This window comes from Saccharopolyspora sp. SCSIO 74807, assembly GCF_037023755.1.
In the GTDB taxonomy this organism is placed as follows: Bacteria; Actinomycetota; Actinomycetes; order Mycobacteriales; family Pseudonocardiaceae; genus Saccharopolyspora_C; species Saccharopolyspora_C galaxeae.
Genome location: NZ_CP146100.1, coordinates 3,843,192 through 3,864,807 on the forward strand (window position 1 = coordinate 3,843,192; position 21,616 = coordinate 3,864,807).

The 21,616-nt window shown below is 70.8% G+C and carries 19 protein-coding genes; 13 read left to right on the plus strand and 6 right to left on the minus strand.

Translation table 11 applies throughout. The features are described from left to right. The first annotated feature begins 58 nt into the window (after positions 1-58). From V1457_RS17725 to V1457_RS17735, 3 genes are all read left to right on the plus strand, one after another. A complete protein-coding gene (locus V1457_RS17725) occupies positions 59-931 on the plus strand; it encodes an ABC transporter permease (protein WP_338605026.1) in 873 nt (290 codons plus the stop codon). Beyond that, the gene (locus V1457_RS17730; RefSeq protein ID WP_338595651.1) at positions 928-2,523 is read left to right on the plus strand and encodes an ABC transporter ATP-binding protein; all 1,596 of its coding nucleotides are present in this window, start codon (positions 928-930) and stop codon (positions 2,521-2,523) included. The genes V1457_RS17725 and V1457_RS17730 overlap by 4 nt, the downstream gene beginning before the upstream one ends. A gap of 91 nt (positions 2,524-2,614) precedes the next feature. Continuing rightward, positions 2,615-2,941 carry a putative quinol monooxygenase gene (locus tag V1457_RS17735; protein WP_200069726.1) on the plus strand — a complete coding sequence of 109 codons (327 nt, stop codon included), beginning with the start codon at positions 2,615-2,617 and terminating at the stop codon, positions 2,939-2,941. 1 nt (position 2,942) lies between these two features. Here V1457_RS17735 and V1457_RS17740 read toward each other — a convergent pair whose 3' ends face one another. Next, positions 2,943-3,566 (minus strand): uridine kinase, encoded by a 624-nt coding sequence (locus V1457_RS17740; protein ID WP_338595653.1) that lies wholly within the window; start codon positions 3,564-3,566, stop codon positions 2,943-2,945. Positions 3,567-3,610: 44 nt separating this feature from the next. Then, positions 3,611-4,543: an LD-carboxypeptidase gene (locus V1457_RS17745; protein ID WP_338595654.1), complete on the minus strand. Its 933-nt coding sequence runs from the start codon at positions 4,541-4,543 to the stop codon at positions 3,611-3,613. A gap of 256 nt (positions 4,544-4,799) precedes the next feature. On the opposite strand from V1457_RS17745, the gene V1457_RS17750 reads away from it, so the two are divergent. From V1457_RS17750 to V1457_RS17760, 3 genes are all read left to right on the plus strand, one after another. Then, positions 4,800-5,366, plus strand: a complete 567-nt coding sequence (locus V1457_RS17750; protein ID WP_200069723.1) for a DUF3090 domain-containing protein — start codon at positions 4,800-4,802, stop codon at positions 5,364-5,366. 6 nt (positions 5,367-5,372) lie between these two features. Continuing rightward, positions 5,373-6,167: an SCO1664 family protein gene (locus V1457_RS17755; RefSeq protein WP_338595655.1), complete on the plus strand. Its 795-nt coding sequence runs from the start codon at positions 5,373-5,375 to the stop codon at positions 6,165-6,167. Positions 6,168-6,305: 138 nt separating this feature from the next. Then, positions 6,306-7,151 carry an SDR family oxidoreductase gene (locus V1457_RS17760; protein ID WP_338595656.1) on the plus strand — a complete coding sequence of 282 codons (846 nt, stop codon included), beginning with the start codon at positions 6,306-6,308 and terminating at the stop codon, positions 7,149-7,151. 8 nt (positions 7,152-7,159) lie between these two features. Here the strand turns inward: V1457_RS17760 and V1457_RS17765 are convergent, their stop codons facing one another. Beyond that, entirely contained in the window at positions 7,160-8,389 is a 1,230-nt protein-coding gene (locus V1457_RS17765) for a serine hydrolase (protein ID WP_200069721.1), read from the minus strand. A gap of 203 nt (positions 8,390-8,592) precedes the next feature. Here V1457_RS17765 and V1457_RS17770 point away from each other — a divergent pair, with 203 nt between their 5' ends. Both V1457_RS17770 and V1457_RS17775 read left to right on the plus strand, forming a co-directional pair. Further along, entirely contained in the window at positions 8,593-9,996 is a 1,404-nt protein-coding gene (locus V1457_RS17770) for an ATP-binding protein (protein ID WP_338595658.1), read from the plus strand. Next, positions 9,996-11,957 carry a VWA domain-containing protein gene (locus V1457_RS17775; RefSeq protein WP_338595659.1) on the plus strand — a complete coding sequence of 654 codons (1,962 nt, stop codon included), beginning with the start codon at positions 9,996-9,998 and terminating at the stop codon, positions 11,955-11,957. Before V1457_RS17770 ends, V1457_RS17775 begins: the two co-directional genes overlap by 1 nt. 36 nt (positions 11,958-11,993) lie before the next feature. Here the strand turns inward: V1457_RS17775 and V1457_RS17780 are convergent, their stop codons facing one another. Further along, positions 11,994-12,482: a glutathione peroxidase gene (locus V1457_RS17780; protein WP_338595660.1), complete on the minus strand. Its 489-nt coding sequence runs from the start codon at positions 12,480-12,482 to the stop codon at positions 11,994-11,996. A 472-nt stretch (positions 12,483-12,954) separates the two neighbouring features. On the opposite strand from V1457_RS17780, the gene V1457_RS17785 reads away from it, so the two are divergent. From V1457_RS17785 to V1457_RS17805, 5 genes are all read left to right on the plus strand, one after another. Further along, positions 12,955-13,509: an LmbU family transcriptional regulator gene (locus tag V1457_RS17785; protein ID WP_295143729.1), complete on the plus strand. Its 555-nt coding sequence runs from the start codon at positions 12,955-12,957 to the stop codon at positions 13,507-13,509. A gap of 193 nt (positions 13,510-13,702) precedes the next feature. Beyond that, positions 13,703-14,923 carry a cytochrome P450 gene (locus V1457_RS17790; RefSeq protein ID WP_295143726.1) on the plus strand — a complete coding sequence of 407 codons (1,221 nt, stop codon included), beginning with the start codon at positions 13,703-13,705 and terminating at the stop codon, positions 14,921-14,923. 80 nt (positions 14,924-15,003) lie between these two features. Next, a complete protein-coding gene (locus tag V1457_RS17795; RefSeq protein ID WP_295143723.1) occupies positions 15,004-15,897 on the plus strand; it encodes an LLM class flavin-dependent oxidoreductase in 894 nt (297 codons plus the stop codon). 38 nt (positions 15,898-15,935) lie between these two features. Then, positions 15,936-16,382: a VOC family protein gene (locus V1457_RS17800; protein ID WP_295143720.1), complete on the plus strand. Its 447-nt coding sequence runs from the start codon at positions 15,936-15,938 to the stop codon at positions 16,380-16,382. Positions 16,383-16,403: 21 nt separating this feature from the next. Then, positions 16,404-17,234, plus strand: a complete 831-nt coding sequence (locus V1457_RS17805) for a phytanoyl-CoA dioxygenase family protein (protein WP_295143717.1) — start codon at positions 16,404-16,406, stop codon at positions 17,232-17,234. Between the two features lie 85 nt (positions 17,235-17,319). On the opposite strand, the gene V1457_RS17810 is transcribed toward V1457_RS17805, so the two are convergent. Together V1457_RS17810 and V1457_RS17815 are read right to left on the minus strand one after the other, a co-directional pair. Then, on the minus strand, positions 17,320-18,489 hold the full coding sequence (locus V1457_RS17810) for an acyltransferase (RefSeq protein ID WP_338595664.1): 1,170 nt from the start codon (positions 18,487-18,489) through the stop codon (positions 17,320-17,322). Beyond that, entirely contained in the window at positions 18,486-21,608 is a 3,123-nt protein-coding gene (locus V1457_RS17815; protein WP_338595666.1) for an amino acid adenylation domain-containing protein, read from the minus strand. Before V1457_RS17815 ends, V1457_RS17810 begins: the two co-directional genes overlap by 4 nt. Positions 21,609-21,616: the final 8 nt, after the last annotated feature.

Below are 21,616 nucleotides of genomic sequence, written 5' to 3' on the forward strand. Positions count from 1 at the left end.
GGGGCAGCAACCGACGGGGCAGCAACCGACGGGCCGGCAACCCACGGCAGGGCAGCTGTTGCGGGCGCGGCGGCGCGCGTCCGCGGCCGAGTCGTGGCGGGTGTTCCGGCAGGACCGCGGCGGGGTGGCCGGGCTGGTCCTGCTGGTGGCGATCACCGCGCTGGCGTTGCTGGCACCGGTGCTGACCGACCAGTCCGGATTGGACGTGACCAGCGCGACCGGTGATTCGCTGCAGGCGCCGAACGCGGATTTCTGGCTCGGCACCGATGAATCCGGCCGCTCGGTACTGCTGCTGACGTGGTGGGGCGCGCGGGTGTCGCTGGTGGTGGGCCTGGCCGCGGCGGTGCTGTCGGTGGTGATCGGCACGATCGTCGGCGTGCTGTCCGCGCACTTCAGCGGGTGGACCGAGACGGTGCTGATGCGGATCACCGACTTCTTCCTGGTGCTGCCCGCGCTGGTGCTGGCCATCGCGCTGTCCACAGTGCTGGAACGCGGGCTCGGCACGATCGTGCTGGCGATCGGGGTGACCTCGTGGCCGACCACGGCGCGGCTGGTGCGCGCGCAGACGCTGACCGTCGAAGCCCGGCCCTACATCGAGCGGGCGCAGGTGCTCGGCGGCGGGCACGCGCACGTGATCCGCAAGCACGTGCTGCCCGCCGTGCTGCCGCTGGTGTTCGCGAACACCACGTTGTCGGTGGCCAGCGCGATCATCATGGAGTCCACGCTGGCGTTCCTCGGGCTCGGCGATCCGAGCCGCGCCTCGTGGGGCTCGATGCTCAAGTCTGCGATGGACACCGGTGCGGTCACCGGCGGCGCGTGGTGGTACCTGCTGCCGCCCGGGATCGGGATCGTGCTGGTGGTGCTGAGTTTCACGCTGTGCGGAAGGGCGATGGAGACGGTGTTCAACCCGAGGTTGCGGGGGCAGCGATGAGCCCGATCCTGGAGCTGCGCGGAGTGTCGATCACCTACCGCGGCGCGGCATCCCCGGCCGTGCGGGACGTGGACCTGAGCCTGGAACCGGGCGACACGCTCGGCCTGGCCGGGGAGTCCGGGTGCGGCAAGACGACGCTGGCCATGTCGGTGCTGCGGCTGCTGCCGCGCTCGGCTGAGGTGGGCGGTGCGCGGCTGCTCGAGGGGCAGGACGTGCGCGGCATGTCGTTCGGGCGGATGCGCGCCGTGCGGTGGTCCACGGCGTCGGTGGTGTTCCAGGGCGCGATGCACGCGCTGAACCCGGTGCAGACGATCGGCGCGCAGATCGCCGAGCCGATGCGGTTGCACGAGACCGTCTCCGGCGATCCGCGGGCGCGGGTGGTCGAGCTGCTGGAGGCGGTGGAGCTGCCCGCCGAGCGCGCAGACGCCTACCCGCACGAGCTCTCCGGCGGTCAGAAGCAGCGCGTGATGATCGCGATGGCGCTGGCCTGCGATCCGCGGTTGATCATCGCCGACGAGCCGACGACCGCGCTGGACGTGGTGGTGCAGGCGCAGGTGCTGGAACTGCTGGGCAGGCTGGTCGCCGAGCGCGGCATCGCGCTGCTGGTGATCAGCCACGACCTGTCGGTGCTGTCGTCGAGCTGCGCCCGGATCGCGGTGATGTACCAGGGCGAGGTCGTCGAGCACGGCCCGTCCCACCGGCTCATGGCCGCTCCGGAACACCCGCACAGCCGCGCGTTGGCGGAGGCGTTCCCGACCGTGGGCGATCCCGGGTTCCGGCTGGTGCAGCCGGGCGAGCCGGGTCGTGCGCTGCTGTCGGCCGAGGGGGTGTCGGTGACGTTCCCGGCGCGTTCGGGCCCGCCGGTGCGCGCGGTTCGCGAAGTGGATCTGCAGGTGGGGGAGCAGGAGATCGTGGCGCTGGTCGGCCAGTCCGGTTCCGGCAAGACCACGCTGGCCAGGACGCTGCTCGGGTTGCAGCCGCCGACCGCGGGCGAGGTGCGCTTCGACGGCGCACCGCTGCCGAGTTCGTCGGCCGGGCTGCGGGAGTACCGGCGGCTGGTGCAGCTGGTGCTGCAAGACCCGACCGGTGCGCTCAACCCGCGCAACACCGTCTACGAGCTGGTGGCCGAAGGGCTGCGGATCCACGGTGCCGCCGCCGACGAATCGGCGAAGGTCGTGGCCGCGTTGGAGGCGGCCGAGCTGCGGCCCGCCGAGGACTTCCTGTCGCGCTTCCCGCACGAGCTCTCCGGCGGCCAGCGGCAGCGGGTGGTGATCGCCGGTGCGCTGGTGCTGGACCCGAAGGCGCTGGTGGCCGACGAACCGGTGGCCTCGCTGGACGCCACCGTCCGCGGCGAGATCCTCGCGCTGCTGCTGCGGCTGCGCGAAACCCGCGGTCTGTCCACTTTGGTCATCACGCACGATCTGGGGCTGGCCTGGAACATCGCCGACCGGGTGGCGGTGATGTACCGCGGCGAGATCGTCGAACTCGGGCCGGTCGAACAGGTGCTGCTCGAACCGCAGCACGACTACACCAGGACGCTGCTGGCCGCGGTGCCTTCGCTGGCGGGCCGCGGCGAACCGGCCGCGGAGTGAGCGAACCGGTGGCCGCGGCGATCGACGCGAACGGGACCGGCAGCTGGGGCACCCTGGCCGAGTAGGAACTTCGCACCGGTGAGGAGCCGTCATGGCCACCAGCACGATCGACCCGGACGCCGCGATCACCACGCTGATCAACGTCTTCCACGTCCAACCGGACAAGCAGCAGGAACTCGTGTCGCTGCTGAACGAGGCGACCGAAGCGGTGATGCGGCACCGCGACGGGTTCGTCTCGGCGAACATCCACGCCAGCCGGGACGGGCACACCGTGGTCAACTACGCGCAATGGCGCGACGAAGCCGCCTTCCGCGCGATGCTCGCCGACCCGGCCGCGCAGGAGCACATGTCCTCGGCCACGGCGCTGGCGACCTCCGATCCGAAGCTGTACACGGTCGCGGCGACGCATCACGCGTGATTCAGCCGAACCTGTCGACCACCGCGGGATGGCCCGGACGGTCCACGCGGACGACGTGGTCGGCGAGTCGTTCGGGCGCGACTTCGGCGCTGTAGCGGTCGAACGCGGGCAGCGTCCAGTGCTCGGACTCGGCGAGGTGGCGTTGCAGCGACCGCCCCGGCAGCCACAGGTGCACGGTCAGCTCGAACGGCAATCCGGCGCCGAGCAGCAGCGGCCCGTCCACGAGCAGCACGCCGTGCTCCGGTAGCCGGACCCGGTCGAGCCTGGGGGAACGGTCGGTCGTCACGTCCCACAGCGCGGGCAGCACCAGTCCGGAGCCGCCGCTGGCGAGCGGATCGAGCGCTTCGCGGCGCAGCCCGCCGAAGTCGAACCAGCTCTCGTAGAACGAATCCGGATCGTCGCGCCCGTGCTCCAGCCGCAGCGACGCCGCGCGCACGTAGCGCCAGGTGCTCACCCGCACGACCTCCCGGCCGCGCACCCGCAGCGGTTCGACCAGACCGTCGGCGAACTCCGCGGTGCCGACGGCGCCGTCGACGGCCACCCGGGGCCGCGGCGCGCGCACCTCGGCGATGGTCTCGGCGAGTTCATCGGCCAGCTTTTCCGGTGTGATCGCTCGGACCCGCATGTCCCCGTTCTATCCGGAACTGCCGGCCGACCCGGCCATGGGTGTCAGCGCAGCGCCGGTTGCAGGACGCTGAGCCGCTGCGCGGACGTGTCCAGTTCCGCGGCCACTCCCAGCGGCATGGTCCGCTGCGCCGCGCAGTGGCCGAAGCCGAGCTCGCCGAGCACCGGGATGCCCAGGTCGCCGAGGAGGTTCCGGAGCACGTCCCGCACGTCTTCCTGCGGCCCGCAGCCGCTCCACGAGCCGAGCGCGACACCGCTGGCGCGGTCGAACCAGCCCGCGCGCAGCAGCTGGGTCAGCGCGCGGTCCAGCCGGTACGGGTCCTCGCCGACGTCTTCGAGCAGCGCGATCCCGCGCTCCGGCGGCGGGGCGGTGTCCGGTGCGCCGAGCGCGGCCGCGGCCAGTGCCAGGTTGCCGCCGTAGGTGATGCCGCGCGCCCGCCCCGGCACCAGTGCCTCCGCACCGCGGCGAGTGATGATCGTGACCGACTCGGGGGCGAACAGGGTGCGCCGGAAGTGCTCGCGCGCCGCGCCGTCCTCCACGAACGCCGCGGTGCCGATCATCGGGCCGAACACCGTGGCCAAGTCGAGCTTGTTGCCGAACGCGCCGTGCAGCGCGGTCACGTCGCTCGAGCCGGCGAACACCTTGTGCCCCGCGTTGCTCATCGCGGTCCAGTCCAGGTGGTCCAGCAACCGCATGCTGCCGTAGCCGCCGCGGGCGCACACGACGCCCGCGACGTCCGGGTCGCACCACGCCTGTTGCAGATCGGCGGCCCGGTCGGCGTCGGTTCCGGCGAGGTAGCCCAGCCGCGGATGCCGTTCGCGGACGTGTTTGCCGGGCACCACTCGCAGATCCCAGCTGCGCAGCAGATCGATCCCGGCCTCGAGCAGGTCGGCGGGCACCGGTCCGGCGGGGGCGACCACGGCGACGGTGTCCCCGGCGCGCAGCCGCGGGGGACGGCGTCGTTCGCGGGTGCTCAATGCGGCGCTCCATGAGGGGGAGAAGTTCCGGACTCCGGGGGCGAGGTGAGCGTAGCGGTCCGCAACGCCCGGGCGAGCAGCCCGGCAGCGGCGTGTTCGCGTTCGGCGAACTCGCGGCTCTGCCGTTCCGCGGCCGCCCGCAGCGCCGTTGCGAGCCCGGCTTCGCGGCAGGTGAACCCTGCTGAGGAGGCGTCCGGCCGGATACGGGGGACGGCTGCGCGCGCCCGACCGCGGGTGGCTTAGTGTCGAAGGTGCCATGGCTCGTGTCATCCACGTCTTCCGCCAGCCCGACCGGTTCGTCGCAGGGACCGTCGGGGAACCAGGCGAGCGCACCTTCTACCTGCAGGCGTCCGAGGACGTCCGCACGGTCAGCGTGCAGCTGGAGAAGCAGCAGGTCACCGTGCTCGCCGAACGCATCGGTGCGCTGCTGGAGGAGGTGCAGCGCCGGTTCGACGCGGAGCTGCCCGCCGACGCCCCGGACGACCTCGTCGACTCGGACCCGCTGGCGGTGCCGGTGGAGGAGGAGTTCCGGGTCGGCACGATGGGACTCGGCTGGGACGCCGAGACCGAAGCCGTCGTGGTGGAGCTGCTCGCGGTCACCGAGGAGGAGATCGACGAGTCCGTGGTGCTCGACGACACCGAGGAGGGCCCGGACGCGGTCCGCGTGTTCCTCAGCCCGGCGCGCGCCCGCGCGTTCGCCGACCGCGCCGAGCGGGTGATCAACGCGGGCCGCAAGCCGTGCCCGCTGTGCAACGAGCCGCTGGACCCGGAAGGCCACATCTGCCCGCGGCAGAACGGCTACCGCCGGTCGGAAGAGGACTAGCGGCTCGTGCATCCCGCCGATCCGGCCGCCCGCGAGGTCCTGGCGCAGGGCCGCATCGAGGTCGAGGGGCGGCTCGTGGAAGCCTCGAACGCCACGCTGCTGTGCTCGGTCGAGCACGACGGCGCGGCGGCCGAATGCGTCTACAAGCCGGTGCGCGGGGAACGTCCGTTATGGGACTTCCCGGACGGCACGCTGGCCGGTCGGGAAGTCGCCTCCTACCTGGTGTCCGAAGCGCTGGGCTGGCACCTGGTCCCGCCGACGCTGCTGCGCGAGGGCCCGTTCGGGCCGGGGATGGTGCAGCTGTGGGTGGACACCGAGGAGGACTCGGAGCTGGTCGACCTGGCCGAACCGGCGGACGTCCCGGAAGGCTGGCGGGCGGTGCTGCAGGCGCAGGACAACCACGGTGATCCGGTGGTGCTGGCGCACGCCGACCACGCGGCGCTGCGCCGGCTCGCGGTGCTCGACGTCGTGATCAACAACGCGGACCGCAAGGGCGGGCACATCCTGCACGCGCCCGACGGCGACGTTTTCGGCATCGATCACGGCGTGAGCCTGAACGCGGAGAACAAGCTGCGCACGGTGTTGTGGGGCTGGATCGGCAAACCGCTGCCCGCGGAGGCGACCGAGGCGCTGGGCCGCTTCCGGGCGCTGATGGAGGGCGAGCTGGCCGCCGACCTGGCCGAGCACATCACGCCCAAGGAAGTCCAGGCGATCAACGAGCGGGTGCAGGCCCTGCTCGGCGAGGGCGTTTTCCCGGCGCCTTCCGGGGAGTGGCCCGCGATTCCCTGGCCGCCGTTCTGAGCGTTGGTTTTCCCGCTCGTTCTCCCAGGAAACGGCTGAGGCCGCTGCGCGTGGAGCCACTCCACAGCAACGGTTGAACCCGGAGCAGCCCGCGAAAATCAGGTGCGCGCTGCGTGCTCGGAACGTCACCATGCGCACGTGGAACAAGATCTCGACCTGGCCCGGGACCCGCATCCGCTGCGCGGCCGCGCGGCGCTGGTGACCGGCGCGAGCCGCAGGCAGGGCATCGGTTTCGCGATCGCCCGCAGGCTCGCGGCCTGGGGCGGGAGCGTTTTCCTGCACCACCACCGGCCGCACGATATCGAGCAGCCGTGGGGCGCCGACGACGCCGACGAGGTCCGCGCCGGGGTCTCCCGGCACCTGGTCGGCGACGCCCGGGTCGCGGACGCGCCGGGCGATCTCGTCGAACCCGGCGAGCCGGAGCGGCTGGTGCAGCGCGCGGTCGCCGAGTTCGGGCACCTCGACGTGCTGGTCTGCAACCACGCCCGCAGCGGTTCGGACGGCGCCCTGGGGGAGTTGGACGCCGAGGTGCTGGACGGGCACTGGGCGGTCAACACCCGCTCGTCGATCCTGCTCGCGCAAGCCTTCGCTGCCCACCACGACGGCCGTCCCGGCGGGCGGGTCGTGTTCCTGACCTCCGGCCAGCAGCTCGGCCCGATGCCGGGCGAGGTCGCCTACGCCGCGGCGAAAGGTGCGCTCGCGGAGATCACCCTCACCCTGTCCGACCAGCTCGCCGACTCCGGTATCACGGTGAACACGGTCAATCCCGGCCCGGTGCAGACCGGGTACCTGGGCGAGCGGGACTGGCACGTGGTCGCACCGATGTTCCCGTTCGGCCGCTACGGCGAACCGGACGATCCCGCACGCCTGATCGCGTGGCTGAGCACCGACGAAGCCCGCTGGATCACCGGCCAGGTGATCAACACCGAGGGCGGTTTCGCGCGCTGGCGCACGCGCGGGGAGATCCCGCGCACCGACCGGTGAACCGGATTTCAGTCCACCAGCGCCTGGTAGACCATCTGGTGCAGCTGCGAGCGGATCGGGTGCGTGCTGGAGGGCACCAGCTGGGTCAGGAACACGACGGTGAGCTCCTCGGCCGGATCCACCCAGAACGCGGTGCTGGCCAGCCCGCCCCAGGACAGCTCGCCGGGGCTGGCGACCACGCGCGAGGGGACCGGGTCCTCGACCACCGCGAAGCCCAGGCCGAAACCCTTGCCCGCGTTGCTGACCTCGGAGAACGAGCCGTGCGCCAGCTGGTCGAGGTGCGCCCCGCCGGGCAGGTGGTTGCGCGCCATGAACCGCACGGTGCGGTCGCCGAGCAGCCGCACCCCGTCCAGCTGCCCGCGGCCGAGCAGCATCCCGGTGAACCGGTGGTAGTCGTGCGCCGAGGACACCAGGCCGCCACCGCCGGACAGCGCCTTCGGCGGGGTCTCCGGCACCGACGGGCGCTTCGGCCGCACCGCCTTGCCGTTCGAGTCGGCGACGTAGAGCGAAGCGAGCCGGTCCAGCGACTCCGGCGGCACCGCGAAACCGGTGTCGGTCATGCCCAGCGGCTCGAAGATGCGGGTGCGGAAGAACTCGTCCAGGCCCATGCCGGAGGCCACCTCCACCACCCGGCCGAGCACGTCGGTGGACACCGAGTAGTTCCACGAGCTGCCCGGGTCGAACAGCAGCGGCATCCCCGCGTACACGTCGCAGACGCCCTCGAGGTCCAGGTCGGCGGGGGTGCCCAGCTCGAAGCCCTGTTGCCGGTAGATCTCGTCGGTCGGGTGCAGCCGGTGGAACCCGTAGGTCAGCCCGGAGGTGTGCGTGAGCAGGTGCCAGATCCGCATCGGCTCGATGGCCGGCCGGGTCTGCGCTTCCCGTGCGGGGCCGCCGGTGTAGACCCGCAGGTCGGCGAACGACGGGATGAAGTCGCTGACCGGGTCGGTGAGCTCGAACGCCCCTTCCTCGTAGAGCATCATCGCCGCCACCGAGGTGATCGGCTTCGTCATCGAGTAGATCCGGAACAGCGTGTCGTCGCGCACCGGGTCCTCGGACTCCAGGTTCCGCAGGCCGCAGGTGCTCGAGTGCGCGATCTTGCCGCCGCGCGCGATCAGGACCTGCCAGCCCGCGAGCCTGCCGTCGTCGACGTAGCGGGCGAAGTGCCGGTCGAGCCGCTGCAGTCGTTGCGGGTCGAAGCCTGCTCCGGCGGGGTCGATCTCGAACTGCGACTGACTCACGGCGTCCTCCTTCGCGACCTGGCTGGTTCGTTTCTACGCGCAGGCGCGGGCCGGTCGCCATGCCGAGTGGTGATCGTCGCGGGCGGCCTCGGCCGACCGGAGCTGCTTGAGTAGGAGATCCCGCAGCGAGGCACTGAGGTTCCGCTAAGCGACCACCTACGCAAACCCCTGAACAACAGGCTCTGGGGAGTAGCGTCGGACGGGTGACGAATCTCCAGACTCCACCCACCGGACTGCCCCGTACGGCTGGAGAGCTGCGTGCGGGCGGGTACCTGCCGTGCAGCGTGAAGGCCGAGGTGCGCCGGAACCTGCTCAGCGCGCTGCGTTCCGGCGACCGGCTGTGGCCGGGCATCGTCGGCTTCGACCGCACCGTGCTGCCGCAGCTGGAGCGCGCTCTGATCGCCGGACACGACGTGGTGCTGCTCGGCGAACGCGGCCAGGGCAAGACGCGGCTGCTGCGCGGGCTGACCGAACTGCTCGACGAGTGGACCCCGGTGCTGCCCGGGTCCGAACTGGACGAACACCCGCTGGAACCGATCACCCCGGCTTCGATCCGCCGCGCCGCCGAACAGGGCGACGAGCTGCCCGTCGAGTGGCGGCACCGCAGCGAGCGCTACGTGGAGAAGCTGGCCACTCCGGACACCGCGGTCGGCGACCTGGTCGGCGACGTGGATCCGGTGAAGGTCGCCGAGGGCCGCTCGCTGGGCGATCCGGAGACCATCCACTTCGGACTCGTGCCGCGCGCGCACCGCGGGATCGTGACCATCAACGAGCTGCCCGACCTGGCCGAGCGGATCCAGGTGGCGCTGCTGAACGTGATGGAGGAGCGCGACATCCAGATCCGCGGCTACAGCCTGCGGCTGCCGCTGGACGTGCTGCTGGTGGCCACCGCGAACCCGGAGGACTACACCAACCGCGGCCGGATCATCACGCCGCTCAAGGACCGCTTCGGCGCGGAGATCCGCACGCACTACCCGCTGGAACTCGAAGGAGAGATCTCGCTGATCCGGCAGGAGGCGCTGCTGGAGGCCGAGGTCGGTGACCACCTGCTGGAGGTGCTGGCCCGGTTCGTGGGGCACCTGCGGGAGTCCTCCGCGGTGGATCAGCGTTCCGGGGTCTCGGCCCGGTTCGCGATCGCCGCGGCCGAGACGGTGTCCGCGGCCGCGGTGCACCGCGCCGCGCTGACCGGGGAGGAACCGGCGGTGGCGCGGCCGGTGGACCTGGACGCGGTGCCCGCGGTGCTGCGCGGCAAGCTGGAGTTCGAGGCGGGTGAGGAAGGCCGGGAGGACGAGGTCCTCGGCTACCTGCTGCGCCGTTCGGTCGCCGACACCGCGCGCGGCCTGTTCGCCGGGCTGGACCTGCGTTCGCTGGTCGAAGCGGTGACCGGTGGGCACCAGGTCGCCACCGGCGAGCGCATCAGCGGCGGCGACGTGCTCACCGCGCTGCCGGAGCTGCCGGTGCTGCAGCAGGTCGCCGAACGGCTCGGCGTGCGCGCGGACGACTCGTCCGGGCGCATCGCCAGCGCGGTCGAGCTGGCGCTGGAATCGCTGTACCTGAACAAGAAGCTGGCCAAGGACTTCGACGAAGATCGGTCGGTGTACGGCTGATGACTCCGAGGCCGCGCCGCTACCGCTACGGAGCATGGCACGGCGGCTCCGATCCGCTGGAGCCGCCGGTGGACCTGCGCGAGGCGCTGGACCAGATCGGGCGCGACGTGATGGAGGGCGCGTCGCCGCGGTCGGCGCTGGAAGAGATGCTGCGCACCGGCACGCGCGAAACGTCCGGTCTGGACGAACTGACCCGCAGGCTGTGGCAGCGCCGCTCGGAGCTGCAGCGCAGGCACAACCTGGACGGCACCTTGCAGGAGGTGCGCAGGCTGCTGGACCGCGCGGTGGCGCAGGAGCGGGAGTCGCTGGTGGCCGAGGAAGGCGACGACGCCCGGTTCCGCGAGTTGCAGCTGGACGCGTTGCCGCCGGACGCGGCCGGTTCGGTGCAGGAGCTGTCGAACTACGACTGGCGATCCCAGGACGCGCGGGAAACCTTCGAGGAGATCCAGCGGATGCTGGGTTCGGAATTCCTCGAGCAGCGCTTCAAGGGCATGAAGGAAGCGCTGCAGGACACCACCCCGGAGGACGTCGAGCGGGTGCGCAAGATGCTCGACGACCTCTCCGAGCTGCTGGCCGCGCACGCCCGCGGCGATGCCGACGTGCCGCGGCGGTTCGACGAGTTCATGGCCGAGCACGGCGAGTTCTTCCCGGAGAATCCGCGCAACGTCGACGAGCTGATCGATGCGCTCGCCGCCCGTTCCGCGGCGGCGCAGCGGATGCTGAACTCGATGAGCGAGCAGCAGCGCGCCGAACTGTCGCAGCTGTCGCAACAGGCGTTCGGCGATCCGCGCATCGGCGAGGCGCTGAACCGGATGGATCAGCAGTTGCAGTCGCTGCGTCCCGGCGAGGACTGGTCCGGCCGGGGGCGGTTCCGCGGTGATCAGCCGATGGGGCTGGCTGAGGCCACCGAGGCGATGGCCGAGCTGGGTGAGCTGGAGCAGCTCGCCCAGCAGCTCGGCCAGTCCTACCCGGGCGCGAGCCTGCAGGACATCGACCTGGAGGCGCTGGAACGCCAGCTCGGCGAGCAGGCCGTGGTGGACGCGCAGCGGCTCTCCGAGATCGAGCGGCAGCTGCGGCAGCAGGGCCTGCTGCAGCGTGCTCCGGACGGCAACCTGCAGCTGAGCCCGCGCGCGATGCGCAGGCTCGGGGAAACCGCGTTGCAGTCGGTGATCTCGCAGCTGCGCAGCCGCCAGGGCGAACGCGACACCGACCGGGCGGGCGCGGCAGGGGAACTCACCGGCACGACCCGGCCGTGGTCCTACGGCGACACGGAACCGTGGGACGCCGGCCGGACGGTGCGCAATTCGGTGCTGCGCCGCGCCGCCGAGGGCCCGCGGTCGCCATTGCTCCAGGTGGATGACCTGGAGGTCGCCGAGACCGAGCAGCGTTCCCGCGCGGCCGTGGCGTTGTGCGTGGACACCTCGTGGTCGATGGTGCAGGACGGCCGGTGGGTGCCGATGAAGCGCACCGCGTTGGCGCTGAACCACCTGGTCGCCACCCGCTACCGCTCGGATGCCCTGCAACTGGTCACCTTCGGCCGCTATGCGTCCACTGTGGACGATCGGGAGCTGGCGGCGCTGGAAGGCACCTGGGAGCAGGGGACGAATCTGCACCACGCGCTGCTGCTGGCGGGCAGGCACGTGCGGCGGAACTCCGACGCGCAGCCGGTGGTCCTGGTGGTCACCGACGGCGAACCCACCGCTCACCTGGAGACCGACGGCGAAGCGGTGTTCCAGTACCCGCCCACGCCGCGCACCCTCGGCGTCACGTTGTCCGAAGTGGACTCGCTGCACCGGCTGGGCGCGACGCTGAGCGTGTTCATGCTCGGCGAGGACCCGCGCCTGGAGCGGTTCGTGAACATCGTCGCCCGCCGCGGCGGCGGCCGGGTCGTGGCACCGACCGCGGACGGCCTCGGTGCGGCCGTGGTCGGCGACTACCTGCGCACCAAGCGGCGGTGCTGACCGCCCACTGCGGACGGCGCCGGTCCGGAGGGCGGGTCAGCGGGGAAGGACGCGCTCGATGGCGGCGCGCACCTCGGGCGAATCGGGTTCGACGGTCGGTGCGAAGCGGGCGGCGACAACGTCGTCCGGGGTGACGAGGAACTTCTCGAAGTTCCACCGGATGTCGCCGCGGTATCCGTCCGCGTCGGGCGCCTCGACGAGGCCGTCGTAGAGCGGGTGCCTGCCCTGGCCGTTGACCTCGACCTTTTCGGTCATCGGGAACGTCACGTCGAAACGGGTCGAGCAGAACTCGGCGATCTCCACCGGATCACCGGGCTCCTGCCCGTAGAACTGGTTGCACGGGACGCCGAGGACGGTGAACCCCCGCGTGCGGTAGTCGCGGTGCAGCCGCTCCAGCGCGGTGTATTGGCCGGTCAGTCCGCACTCCGAGGCCACGTTGACGATCAGCATGGCCGTTCCCGCGTATTCGCGCAGTCGAATCCGGGTGCCCGCCAGCGAGTTGATCGGCACCTCCCGCACGGCCATGCGCTGCTCCTTTCGAACACCCGAAAGCGGACGATTCCCCCATTCGGCGGGAACGCCGAGCCTCCGGGTACCGACGCGAATTCTTCTGCGGTTGCGATCGTACGGGCCGCGCGCCCCGCATCGTTCCTTTCCCGGGGACTTCCCGGTGAGAATCGAGGCGTGGGGCGGCCCGCTTCCGTCTCGCCGGCGAGACAGGTCCGGACGCGCGCCATGCGCGTCGAATAGCAGGCGCAGCCGAGGTCCGGTACCTCCTTTCGTCGACATCGCGAGCAGGGCTTCGCCGATGTGCGGGTGCCGGTGTGACCGGCAACGGGCCGGGCGCGTCCACTCGATCGGACCTTGTGCCGGTAGGCCGGCTTGTTAAGCTCCGCTTGCACTGCCTGCAGAGGTTTGAGCCGTTTCTTGGGGGACGCGCTTGAGTATTCCGACAGTCGGCACATACTGTGCGGACGCAACGGGACAAAACAACTTGATGCCGATTCATCCCGCGGTGGTGGCGGATTCCAGCGGATTGCAGATCGTCGAACCGGTAACGCTGGAGGATTGGCGTGCTATCGGTGAGACCCTGGCAACGGTATCAAGTGCGTCGGCTTGGTGGATCGGCGATTGGTTGGTGTACGGGCAGGACGCCTACCCCGATCGCTACAAGCGGGCGATCGACCGGACGATGCTGGATTACCAGACGTTGCGGAACTATTCCTGGGTGGCGCGCAAGTTCGCGCCGTCCCGGCGGCGGAAGTCGCTGAGCTTCCAGCACCACGTCGAGGTGGCCGGGCTGCGGCCGGAGGAGCAGGACCACTGGCTCGAACTGTCCGAGAAGTTCAAGTGGTCCAAGAACGCGCTGCGGAAGCAGATCAAAAACAGCTCGGAGCGTGCGGCCGGGGAATGCGCGGATTCGTCGTTCAACGTGCAGCTCGAACTGAACCAGAACCGGGTGCAGAGCTGGGAGAGCGCGGCGCAGCGCAGCAATCGCAGTCTGCAGAGCTGGATCGTGAGCACGCTGGACGCCGCGGCCGACAACGGGTGATCGGCGCCGGGATCACGGGCGCGCGAGGCGGCCGGAAAGCTGGGGAGTTCCGGCCGGCCAGGTGGATGTCCGGCAGAAGGGACCGCTGCTGAACGGCGGTTCCCGGACCGTTTCCCGGCAAAGTCGATGCTGTGCGGCGGATCCGGGGCGGTGGTTCCGGTTCCGCCTGGTGTGCCGAAAAGGAGAACAGGTCATGACTTCCGCTCGCGAAGAAGTGGACGAGGAAAACGACGACATCGAGCCGTATCCGTTCGGTCCGGCTCGTCGGCTCGAACTGCACCCGCGGTTCGCCGAGCTGCGCGCGACCAAGCCGGTCGCCGAGGTGCGCCTGCCGTACGGCGGCCGGGCCTGGTTGCTCACCAGGTACGCGGACATCAAAACGGCGATGAACGATCCCAGATTCCGGCGGACGACCCCGGAGGACCCCGACGTTCCGCGCACGACGGAGGATTACCCCGCGAGCCGCGAATCGCTGCTGACCGCGCCACCGCAGGAGCACATGCGGCTGCGGCGACTGGTCATGAAGGCGTTCACCCACCGCGAGATCGAGAAGCTGCGCGAGCAGGCGCAGGTCATCGTCGACGGACTGATCGACGACATGGTCGAGCGCGGTTCTCCTGCGGATCTCGGCGAGGCGATCGCGTGGCAGCTCCCGATCAGGATCATCTGCAAGATCCTGGGCGGCGACGTGGCGGACAAGGACCGGTTCGCGAAGTGGGCCGTGCAGGTCCAGGGGTCGCAAGGGCGCGAGCAGATGGAGCAGGGCCACGCCGAGCTGAACGCGCACCTCGCGCAGCTCGTCGCGGCGCGTCGCGCGGCCCCGGCCGACGACCTGCTCAGCTCGCTGGTGCTGGCGCGGGACGAAGGCGATCGGCTCACCGAGGAGGAGCTGATCTCCACCGGGATGGTGCTGCTGGTCGGCGGCTTCGAGACCTCGGCCAACCAGATCTGCAACTCGGTCTACACCTTGCTGGAGCGGCCGGAGCTGTGGAACCGGCTCGTCGAATCCCCGGAGTACGTGCCGAATGCGGTGGAGGAACTGCTGCGCTTCCTGCCGCTGGTGCAGGAGACGACGTTCCCGGTCGTCGCCGGTGCGGACATCGAGCTCAGCGGTGTCCTGATCAAGGAGGGCGACGCGGTCATCTCCTTCCCGTACGCGGGCAACCGCGATCCCGAGGTGTTCGACCGCCCGGAGGAGATCGACCTGACCCGCTCGGAGAACCCGCACCTGACCTTCAGCCACGGCGTGCACCACTGCCTGGGTGCGGCGCTGGCGCGGATGGAGATCCAGGTCGTGCTCGATCTGCTGGTGCGCCGGTTGCCCCGGTTGCGGCTGGCGATCCCGGCCGAGGACGTGGAGTGGCGGTCGGACCTGCTGCTGCGGACGATCCGGCGGCTTCCGGTGGCCTGGTGAGCGCGCGGCGGATCGTTCGCCGTCAAGAGGTCGTCATGCGGGCGGTGCGAGCCGCCGGGGAATTTCGCTGAGGAGGAGCCGTGCGTTGTGGTGTGCTGATCCTGCCGGAACAACGCTGGTCGCGAGCCGCGCAGCGGTGGCGGGCAGCCGAGGAGATGGGCTTCGACTCCGCCTGGACCTATGACCACCTGTGGTGGGATCCGCTGCGGGACGGGGCGTGGTTCTCGGCGTTCCCGGTGCTGACGGCCGCGGCCGCCGTGACCAGCCGCATCCGCCTCGGCACGCTGGTGACCTCGCCGAGTTTCCGGCACCCGGTCACCACCGCCAAGGACGTGGTGACCGTGGACGACATCTCGGGCGGACGGTTCACGCTGGGCATCGGCGCGGGAGCGGAGAATTCCGGGGACGCGGCGGCGCTGGGGACGCAGGTGCAGCGCCGGGAGCGCTTCGAGCGGTTCGAGGAATTCGTCGACCTGTCCGACGAACTGCTGCGCAACGATGTGACGAACTACCGGGGGAAGTTCTACTCGGCGGTGGACGTGCGCATGACCCCGGGTTGCAGGCAGCTGCCGCGAGTGCCGATCGCGGTCGCCGCGGCCGGTCGGCGGGGCATCGAGCTGGCGGCGCGGCGCGGGGACGCGTACGTGAGCTTGGGACCGCCGGACCTCTCCGGCAAGTACACCCCCGACGACGTGCGGGAAATCGTCGGGCAGCAGCTCGGCGAGCTGTCCCGGGCGTGCGAGCGCGCGGGCACCGACTTCGCCGGGATGGACAAGATCTACGCGACCACGGGCTACACCGGCGACTTCCTCGATTCGCCGGAGAAGTTCTTGCGCACGGCGGAGTCGTACGCGGCGGCGGGGGTGACCGAACTCGTGGTGCATTGGCCGCGCGAGTCCGGCGTCTACGCCGCTGATTTCGCCACCTTCGAGAAGATCGCCGAGGAGGCGCTGCCGCGGATTCGGCGGCTGTGATCCCGGCGTCCGCAATTCCGACGCCGAAAGGTGCGAGAATGGAAACACCGTTCCGACGGCTGCACCACATCTGCATCGTGGTGCGCGACATCGAGCGCGCCGTGCGCTTCTACGAATCCGTGGGAATCGGTCCGTGGCAGGACTACCCGCCGCTGTCGCAGTACACGTTCGATCCGCCGGACCACGACGGGCTGCTGAACCTCAAGTACAAGTTCGTCGGCTTGGGCGACATGCAGTTGCAGATGGTCGAGCCCGGCGAGGGCGACTCCCCGCAGCGGCGGTTCCTGGAGGAGCGCGGTGAAGGGGTCTTCCACCTCGGGTTCCTGGTCGACGACGTGGCCGCGGCCACGGATTCGGCCGGACAGCTCGGGTTGCCGCCCTGGCTGACCGGACGACGCGAGGACTCGAGCGGTTTCACCTTCTTCGAGACCGCGGAAAGCGCCGGCGTGCACCTGGAGATCAGGCAGAGCCCGCGCGGCAAGTAGCAACAACGACGGAAGGTTGGCATGACCACGTCCAGGCACGAAGTCAGCTACGAGATCAACAACCGGCTGCACGACTACCCGCGCCACGACATCGATGTGCACGCTTCGCAGGAGGAGATGGACCGGTTCGTCGAGGACGGCTACGTGCTCCGGCGGGGGTTCATCCCGCCGGAATGGGTGCGGGAGTTCGGCGCCGCCGTCGACGCGCTGGCGGAGCAGGAAAAGGACGCGGCCGGCGCCGAGGTGCTGGAGCGCAACGGCCTGTACTTCCGCCGGCTGCTGGACAAGGACGCGTCGTTCCACAAGCTGATCACCTACGATCCCGCGTTGTCCGTGGCGCGGGCCCTGCTGGGGCCGCGCGTCTCGTTCAGCATGGACTGCCGCTACGCATTGGCCGGGGTCGCGGACGCGGGCGTGCCGTGGCACATGCACTTGTGCGTCATCCCGGAGCCGCTCCCGCCGTTCTTCTGCTTCCCGCACAGCGTGCACGGGCTGATCTACCTGGACGAGATCGACGAGTCCGAAGGACCGCTGTGCGTCATCCCCGGCAGCCACAAGACGCCGCGGATGGAACTGGACGGCACCTACGAGCCGCATCCGGAGGAGGACCGGATCAAGTTCGCCCCGGGCGACGCCGTCCTGATGCACGGGAACCTGTGGCACCGCACGGTGCCGACCGCTCCCGGCTGCGGGCAGCGCAGACTCCTGCTGTTCTCCTACGCACCGGCGTGGCTGCGCAACGAGGTGGCCCTCGGGGTGCCGCCCGAGGGCGCGTTGACGGACAAGCTGCGCCATTCCGATGACCCGCAGCTCGCAGAGCTGGTGGACGGCAGCAGCGTCTACACGTTGTGAACCCCGCGCCCGGCTCGTCCGGGCCGACCGCGCAGAACGGCCCGGTCATCGCGGATCGCGGTGACCGGGCCTTCGCACGCCGCGCTCAGCCCGGCACCGCGTCGGTGCGCGGCAGCCGCTTCCTCGGCGCGCCGAAGCGGCGCACCAGCGGCTTCTCGACGCAGGTGAACAGCAGCCACGCGAATGCCAGGCAGATCAGGAAGGACGCGACGATCAGCCCGATCGCGACCGGAGCGGCCCAGCCACCGGGGGTGTTCAACGCGAGCCTGCCGAAGGTGAGCACCAGGAAGTGCACCATGTACAGCGCGAACGACAGCTCGCCCAGGCGGAGCATGAGCCTGCCGCGGAACGGGCTGGGCGCCGCCCGCAGATCCGCGGTCGCGGCCGCGCCGATCAGCAGCGCCAGCGGTGCCGCGACCGGGGCCATGATGCCGTACACGTTGGGCAGCAGGACCACTTGCACGATCATGCTGACGACCAGCAGTGCGAAGGCGGCCGCCAGGCTGATCGGAATCCAGCGGCCCGCGCGCACGATCCGCGCCACGAGGATGCCCAGCGCGAATTCGAGCAACCGGGTGGGCGGGAAGAGGTAGATCGACCACCACTGCGACGCGGATGCCGGCAGGCCCGGGTAAGTGGGGGTGTCGGGCAGCACCGCCAGCACGATGAACGGAAGTGCGGCGATCACCAGCAGCAATCCGGTGGTCGAGCACCACAGCCGGTGCTCCGGGATCCGCTTGAGCAGGCCGAGCAGCCACGGGAACAGCAGGTAGAAGAACAGCTCGCAGCACAGCGACCAGCTGGGCTGGTTGATCGCGGTTAGCAGCACCGGGTCCGGTGCCCACACGTTCAGCAGGAAGAGGTTCGGCACCACCTGCATCGCGGTGAACGCCGTTCCGGACAGCACCGCGAGCGCGATCCCGGCGAGCCAGGTGACCAGGTGGTTGGGGTAGATCTTCACCAGCCGCCGCCGCCAGAACGCGAGCACGCCGTCGTCGCCGGTGGCCGACCAGGTGAGCACGAAGCCGCTGAGCACGAAGAAGAAGCCGACCCCGGTGAAGGCTCCGCCGATGCCGATCCGCTGGAGCACGGCGTTCGTGCCCGGGTCCGCGAAGAAGCTCTGGTAGAAGGCGTGGTGCACGAACACGAGGAACGCCGCCACGAAGCGCATTCCGGTCAGCGACGGGAGCCGGGCGAATCCGGTGCCGCCCGCTTCCGCGGCCGCTGCGGTGGTGGTCGGAGGTGTGCGGTTCATTTGCCGAGCAGCTCCCGCCGTTCGTCGTCTCCCAGGATGTCGATCCGACCGAGGCGCACCTGCGGGTCGCGCGCGACCGCTTCGAGGACCCGGACGAGCCGCTGCACCAGGCGCTGCACGCTGGAACGCTCGAACAGGTCGGCGTTGTACTCCACGGTTCCGCTCAGCCCCTCCGGATCGGTGTCGCCGGAACCTCCGAGGAACTCGAAGGCGAGGTCGAAACGGGAGCGGCCGATGTGCACGGGACGCCGCGCGGGCGTGGTCCCGGCCAGTCGCGGCTGCTCGGAGGTGGTGTCGTCCAGCTCCAGGAGGATCTGGAACAGCGGGTGCCTGGCCGGATGCCGCGGCGGGTTCAGCGCGCTCACCAGCCGACCGAACGGCATGTCCTGGTGCGCGAACGCCTCGAGGTCGTCGTCCCGCACGCGGTCCAGCAGTTCCGCGAACGCGGGATTGCCCGAGGTGTCGCCGCGCAGGACGAGCGTGTTCGCGAAGAAGCCAACGGTGTCTTCCAGCGCCGCACCGTCACGCCCGGCGACCACCGTCCCGACCGGGACGTCGGTTCCGACGCCGAGCCTGGTCAGCAGCGCGATCAGCGCGGCGTGCAGCACCATGAACGTCGTGGCGCGGTGCTCGGTGGCGATCTCGCGGATCCGGCTGCGGGTCTCGGCGCCGACCTCGATGGTGACGATGCCGCCGCGGTGGCTGGGAATCGCGGGACGGTCCCGGTCGGTGGGCAGTTCGAGCTGTTCGGGCAGACCGCGCGATTTCCCGGTCCACCAGGCCGTGCGGCGGGCCAGCACGCTGTCCGAAGAGGACTCGGCGCCGAGGAACTCCCGCTGCCAGACGGCGAAATCGCCGTATTGCACCGGAAGTGGCGACCATTCCGGTGGCCGCCCCGCTGCGCGCGCCGCGTAAGCGGTGGCCAGATCGCGCACGAGCGGGCCGAAGGACCACCCGTCGGACGCGATGTGGTGCGTCACCAGCAGCAGCACCTGCTCATCGGTGCCGGTGGAGTACACGGCGGCTCGGAACGGGGGATCGTTGACCAGGTCGAATTCCTCGGCGGCCGCGGCGCTGAGCAGCGCGTCGAGTTCGTCCGGTGCGCAGTGCACGAGTTCCGGGACGGGGGCCGCCGCCTCCGCGTCCAGAACGACTTGCCGCGGCACGCCGTCGTCGTCCGGGAAAACGGTGCGCAAGCTTTCGTGCCGCTGCACGACGTCGCGCAGCGCCTCCGCGAGAACGGGAACCCGCAGTTCGCCGGACAACTCCAGCGCGTGCGGCAGGTTGTAGAGCGCGCTGCTGCCGTCCAGGCGGCTCAGGAACCACAGCTGTTCCTGATTGGCGGAGAGCGGAACCCGATCCGGTCGCGGGCCCACGGGCAGCGGCGGCCGGTGTTCCCCTGCGGAGGTGTCGAGTTCCCGGGCGAGCTCGGCCACGGTCCGCTGCTCGAACAGCAGCCCCATGTCCAGTCGTGCGCCGAGATCGCTGCGCACCCGGTTGACGATGCGCACCGCGGCCAGCGAGTGACCTCCGAGGGACAGGAAGTCGTCGTCGGTGCCGACGGCGGAGACCCGCAGCGTCTCGGCGAAGATGCGGCACAGCGCGCTCTCGCGCGAATCGCGGGCAGCGGCCCGGCCGGATCGGAATTCCGGTTCCGGCAGCGCACGCCGATCGAGCTTGCCGCTGGCGGTGACCGGAAAGCTCTCGAGCGCTACCACCACGTCCGGGACCACCTGCGCGGGCAGGGTCGCGCGAGCGTGCTCGCGGACGTCGTCGGTGTCCACTTCGGACTCGGCCAGCACGTAGCCGACGAGCCGATCCCCGTGCTCGGCCGCCGTCGCCCGGCCGACCGCCGGGTGCCGTTCCAGCACCGCGGCGATCTCGCCGATCTCGATGCGCACTCCGCGGATCTCGAGCTGGTCGTCGAGGCGTCCCAGGTGCTCCAGGGCACCGTCCGGCCGCTGGCGGACGAGATCACCGGTCCGGTACATGCGGGAACCCGGCGGCCCGCCGATTTCGGCGACGAAGCGCTCCGCCGTCAGCGCTGCCCGTCCGCGGTAACCGCGCGCCAATCCGCTTCCGGCGATGTACAGCTCACCGGTCTCCCCGGGCCGGACCGGGTGCAGTCGCTGATCCAGCACGTGCGTCCGGGTGCCGCTGATGGGCGTGCCGATGGGGGCGTCCGCACCGCTGCATTCCGACCACAGGCTGTCGCCGCTGATTTCGGAGGCGCCGTAGAGGTTGATCAGCCGTGCTCCCGGGAACGTCTCCGCGAACGCCGCGGCGAGCGCGGGCGTGAGCTGCTCACCGCTGCTGATCCAGAACCGGCACGGGTCCAGGGATGCCACCTCCGGGTGCCGGACGAGCTCGTTCAACGCGCTCGGCACCGCGGTCAGCCGTTCGATCCCGTGCTGCCGGACCCGTTCGGGCAGTTCGACCAGCGAGGTCTCCTCCGCGATCACCAGCGTGCCGCCGGTGACGAGCGTGCCGAGGATTTCGGTGGTGCCGTCGATGAAGCCGAGCGAGGTCTTGCCCAAGACCGCTCTTCCCCGCTGCTCGGGGAATTCCGCCGCGAACCACAGCAGCCTGTTCACCAGGCCCTCGTGCAGCCCGGTGACACCTTTCGGCGCACCGGTGGAGCCGGACGTGTAGACGACGTAGGCGGGGTGCCCGGGTAGCAGCGGAGCGGTCCGGTCGGTATCAGCGGGATTCGTGCGCGGGTACCCGCCGGTGGCCGAAGGATCGACGACGGGTACCGAGACCTCGGGTGGCGGGGTGGCGCGATCGCACACGACGAGGCTCGGTGCGGCGTCGGTGATCACGTAGCGGTTCCGCTCGGGCGGGTTTTCCGGATCCACCGGCAGGTACGCCGCGCCCGCCTTGAGCACGCCGAGCATCGCCACGACCGTTCCGGCTCCGCGCGGCAGCGCGAGCGCCACCACGTCGTCGGGCCCGACACCGCGCTCGATCAGCAGATGCGCGAAGCGGTTGGCGCGTTCGTTCAGCTCCGCGTACGACAACCGCGCCGCGGCGGAGATCACGGCGACGGCCTGCGGTGTGGTCGCCGCCTGCCGCTCGAACAGGATCGGCGTCGGCTCGCCGTCCGCGCGTTCGGTCACTGTCGCTC

What these genes read in the sequence shown, in the direction of transcription:
- V1457_RS17730 (WP_338595651.1), top strand. Translation starts at nt 928, where the DNA reads ATGAGCCCGATCCTGGAGCTGCGCGGAGTGTCGATCACCTACCGCGGC.
- V1457_RS17735 (WP_200069726.1), top strand. Translation starts at nt 2,615, where the DNA reads ATGGCCACCAGCACGATCGACCCGGACGCCGCGATCACCACGCTGATC.
- V1457_RS17740 (WP_338595653.1), bottom strand. Translation starts at nt 3,566, where the DNA reads ATGCGGGTCCGAGCGATCACACCGGAAAAGCTGGCCGATGAACTCGCC.
- V1457_RS17750 (WP_200069723.1), top strand. Translation starts at nt 4,800, where the DNA reads ATGGCTCGTGTCATCCACGTCTTCCGCCAGCCCGACCGGTTCGTCGCA.
- V1457_RS17775 (WP_338595659.1), top strand. Translation starts at nt 9,996, where the DNA reads ATGACTCCGAGGCCGCGCCGCTACCGCTACGGAGCATGGCACGGCGGC.
- V1457_RS17780 (WP_338595660.1), bottom strand. Translation starts at nt 12,482, where the DNA reads ATGGCCGTGCGGGAGGTGCCGATCAACTCGCTGGCGGGCACCCGGATT.
- V1457_RS17785 (WP_295143729.1), top strand. Translation starts at nt 12,955, where the DNA reads ATGCCGATTCATCCCGCGGTGGTGGCGGATTCCAGCGGATTGCAGATC.
- V1457_RS17790 (WP_295143726.1), top strand. Translation starts at nt 13,703, where the DNA reads ATGACTTCCGCTCGCGAAGAAGTGGACGAGGAAAACGACGACATCGAG.
- V1457_RS17800 (WP_295143720.1), top strand. Translation starts at nt 15,936, where the DNA reads ATGGAAACACCGTTCCGACGGCTGCACCACATCTGCATCGTGGTGCGC.
- V1457_RS17805 (WP_295143717.1), top strand. Translation starts at nt 16,404, where the DNA reads ATGACCACGTCCAGGCACGAAGTCAGCTACGAGATCAACAACCGGCTG.
- V1457_RS17810 (WP_338595664.1), bottom strand. Translation starts at nt 18,489, where the DNA reads ATGAACCGCACACCTCCGACCACCACCGCAGCGGCCGCGGAAGCGGGC.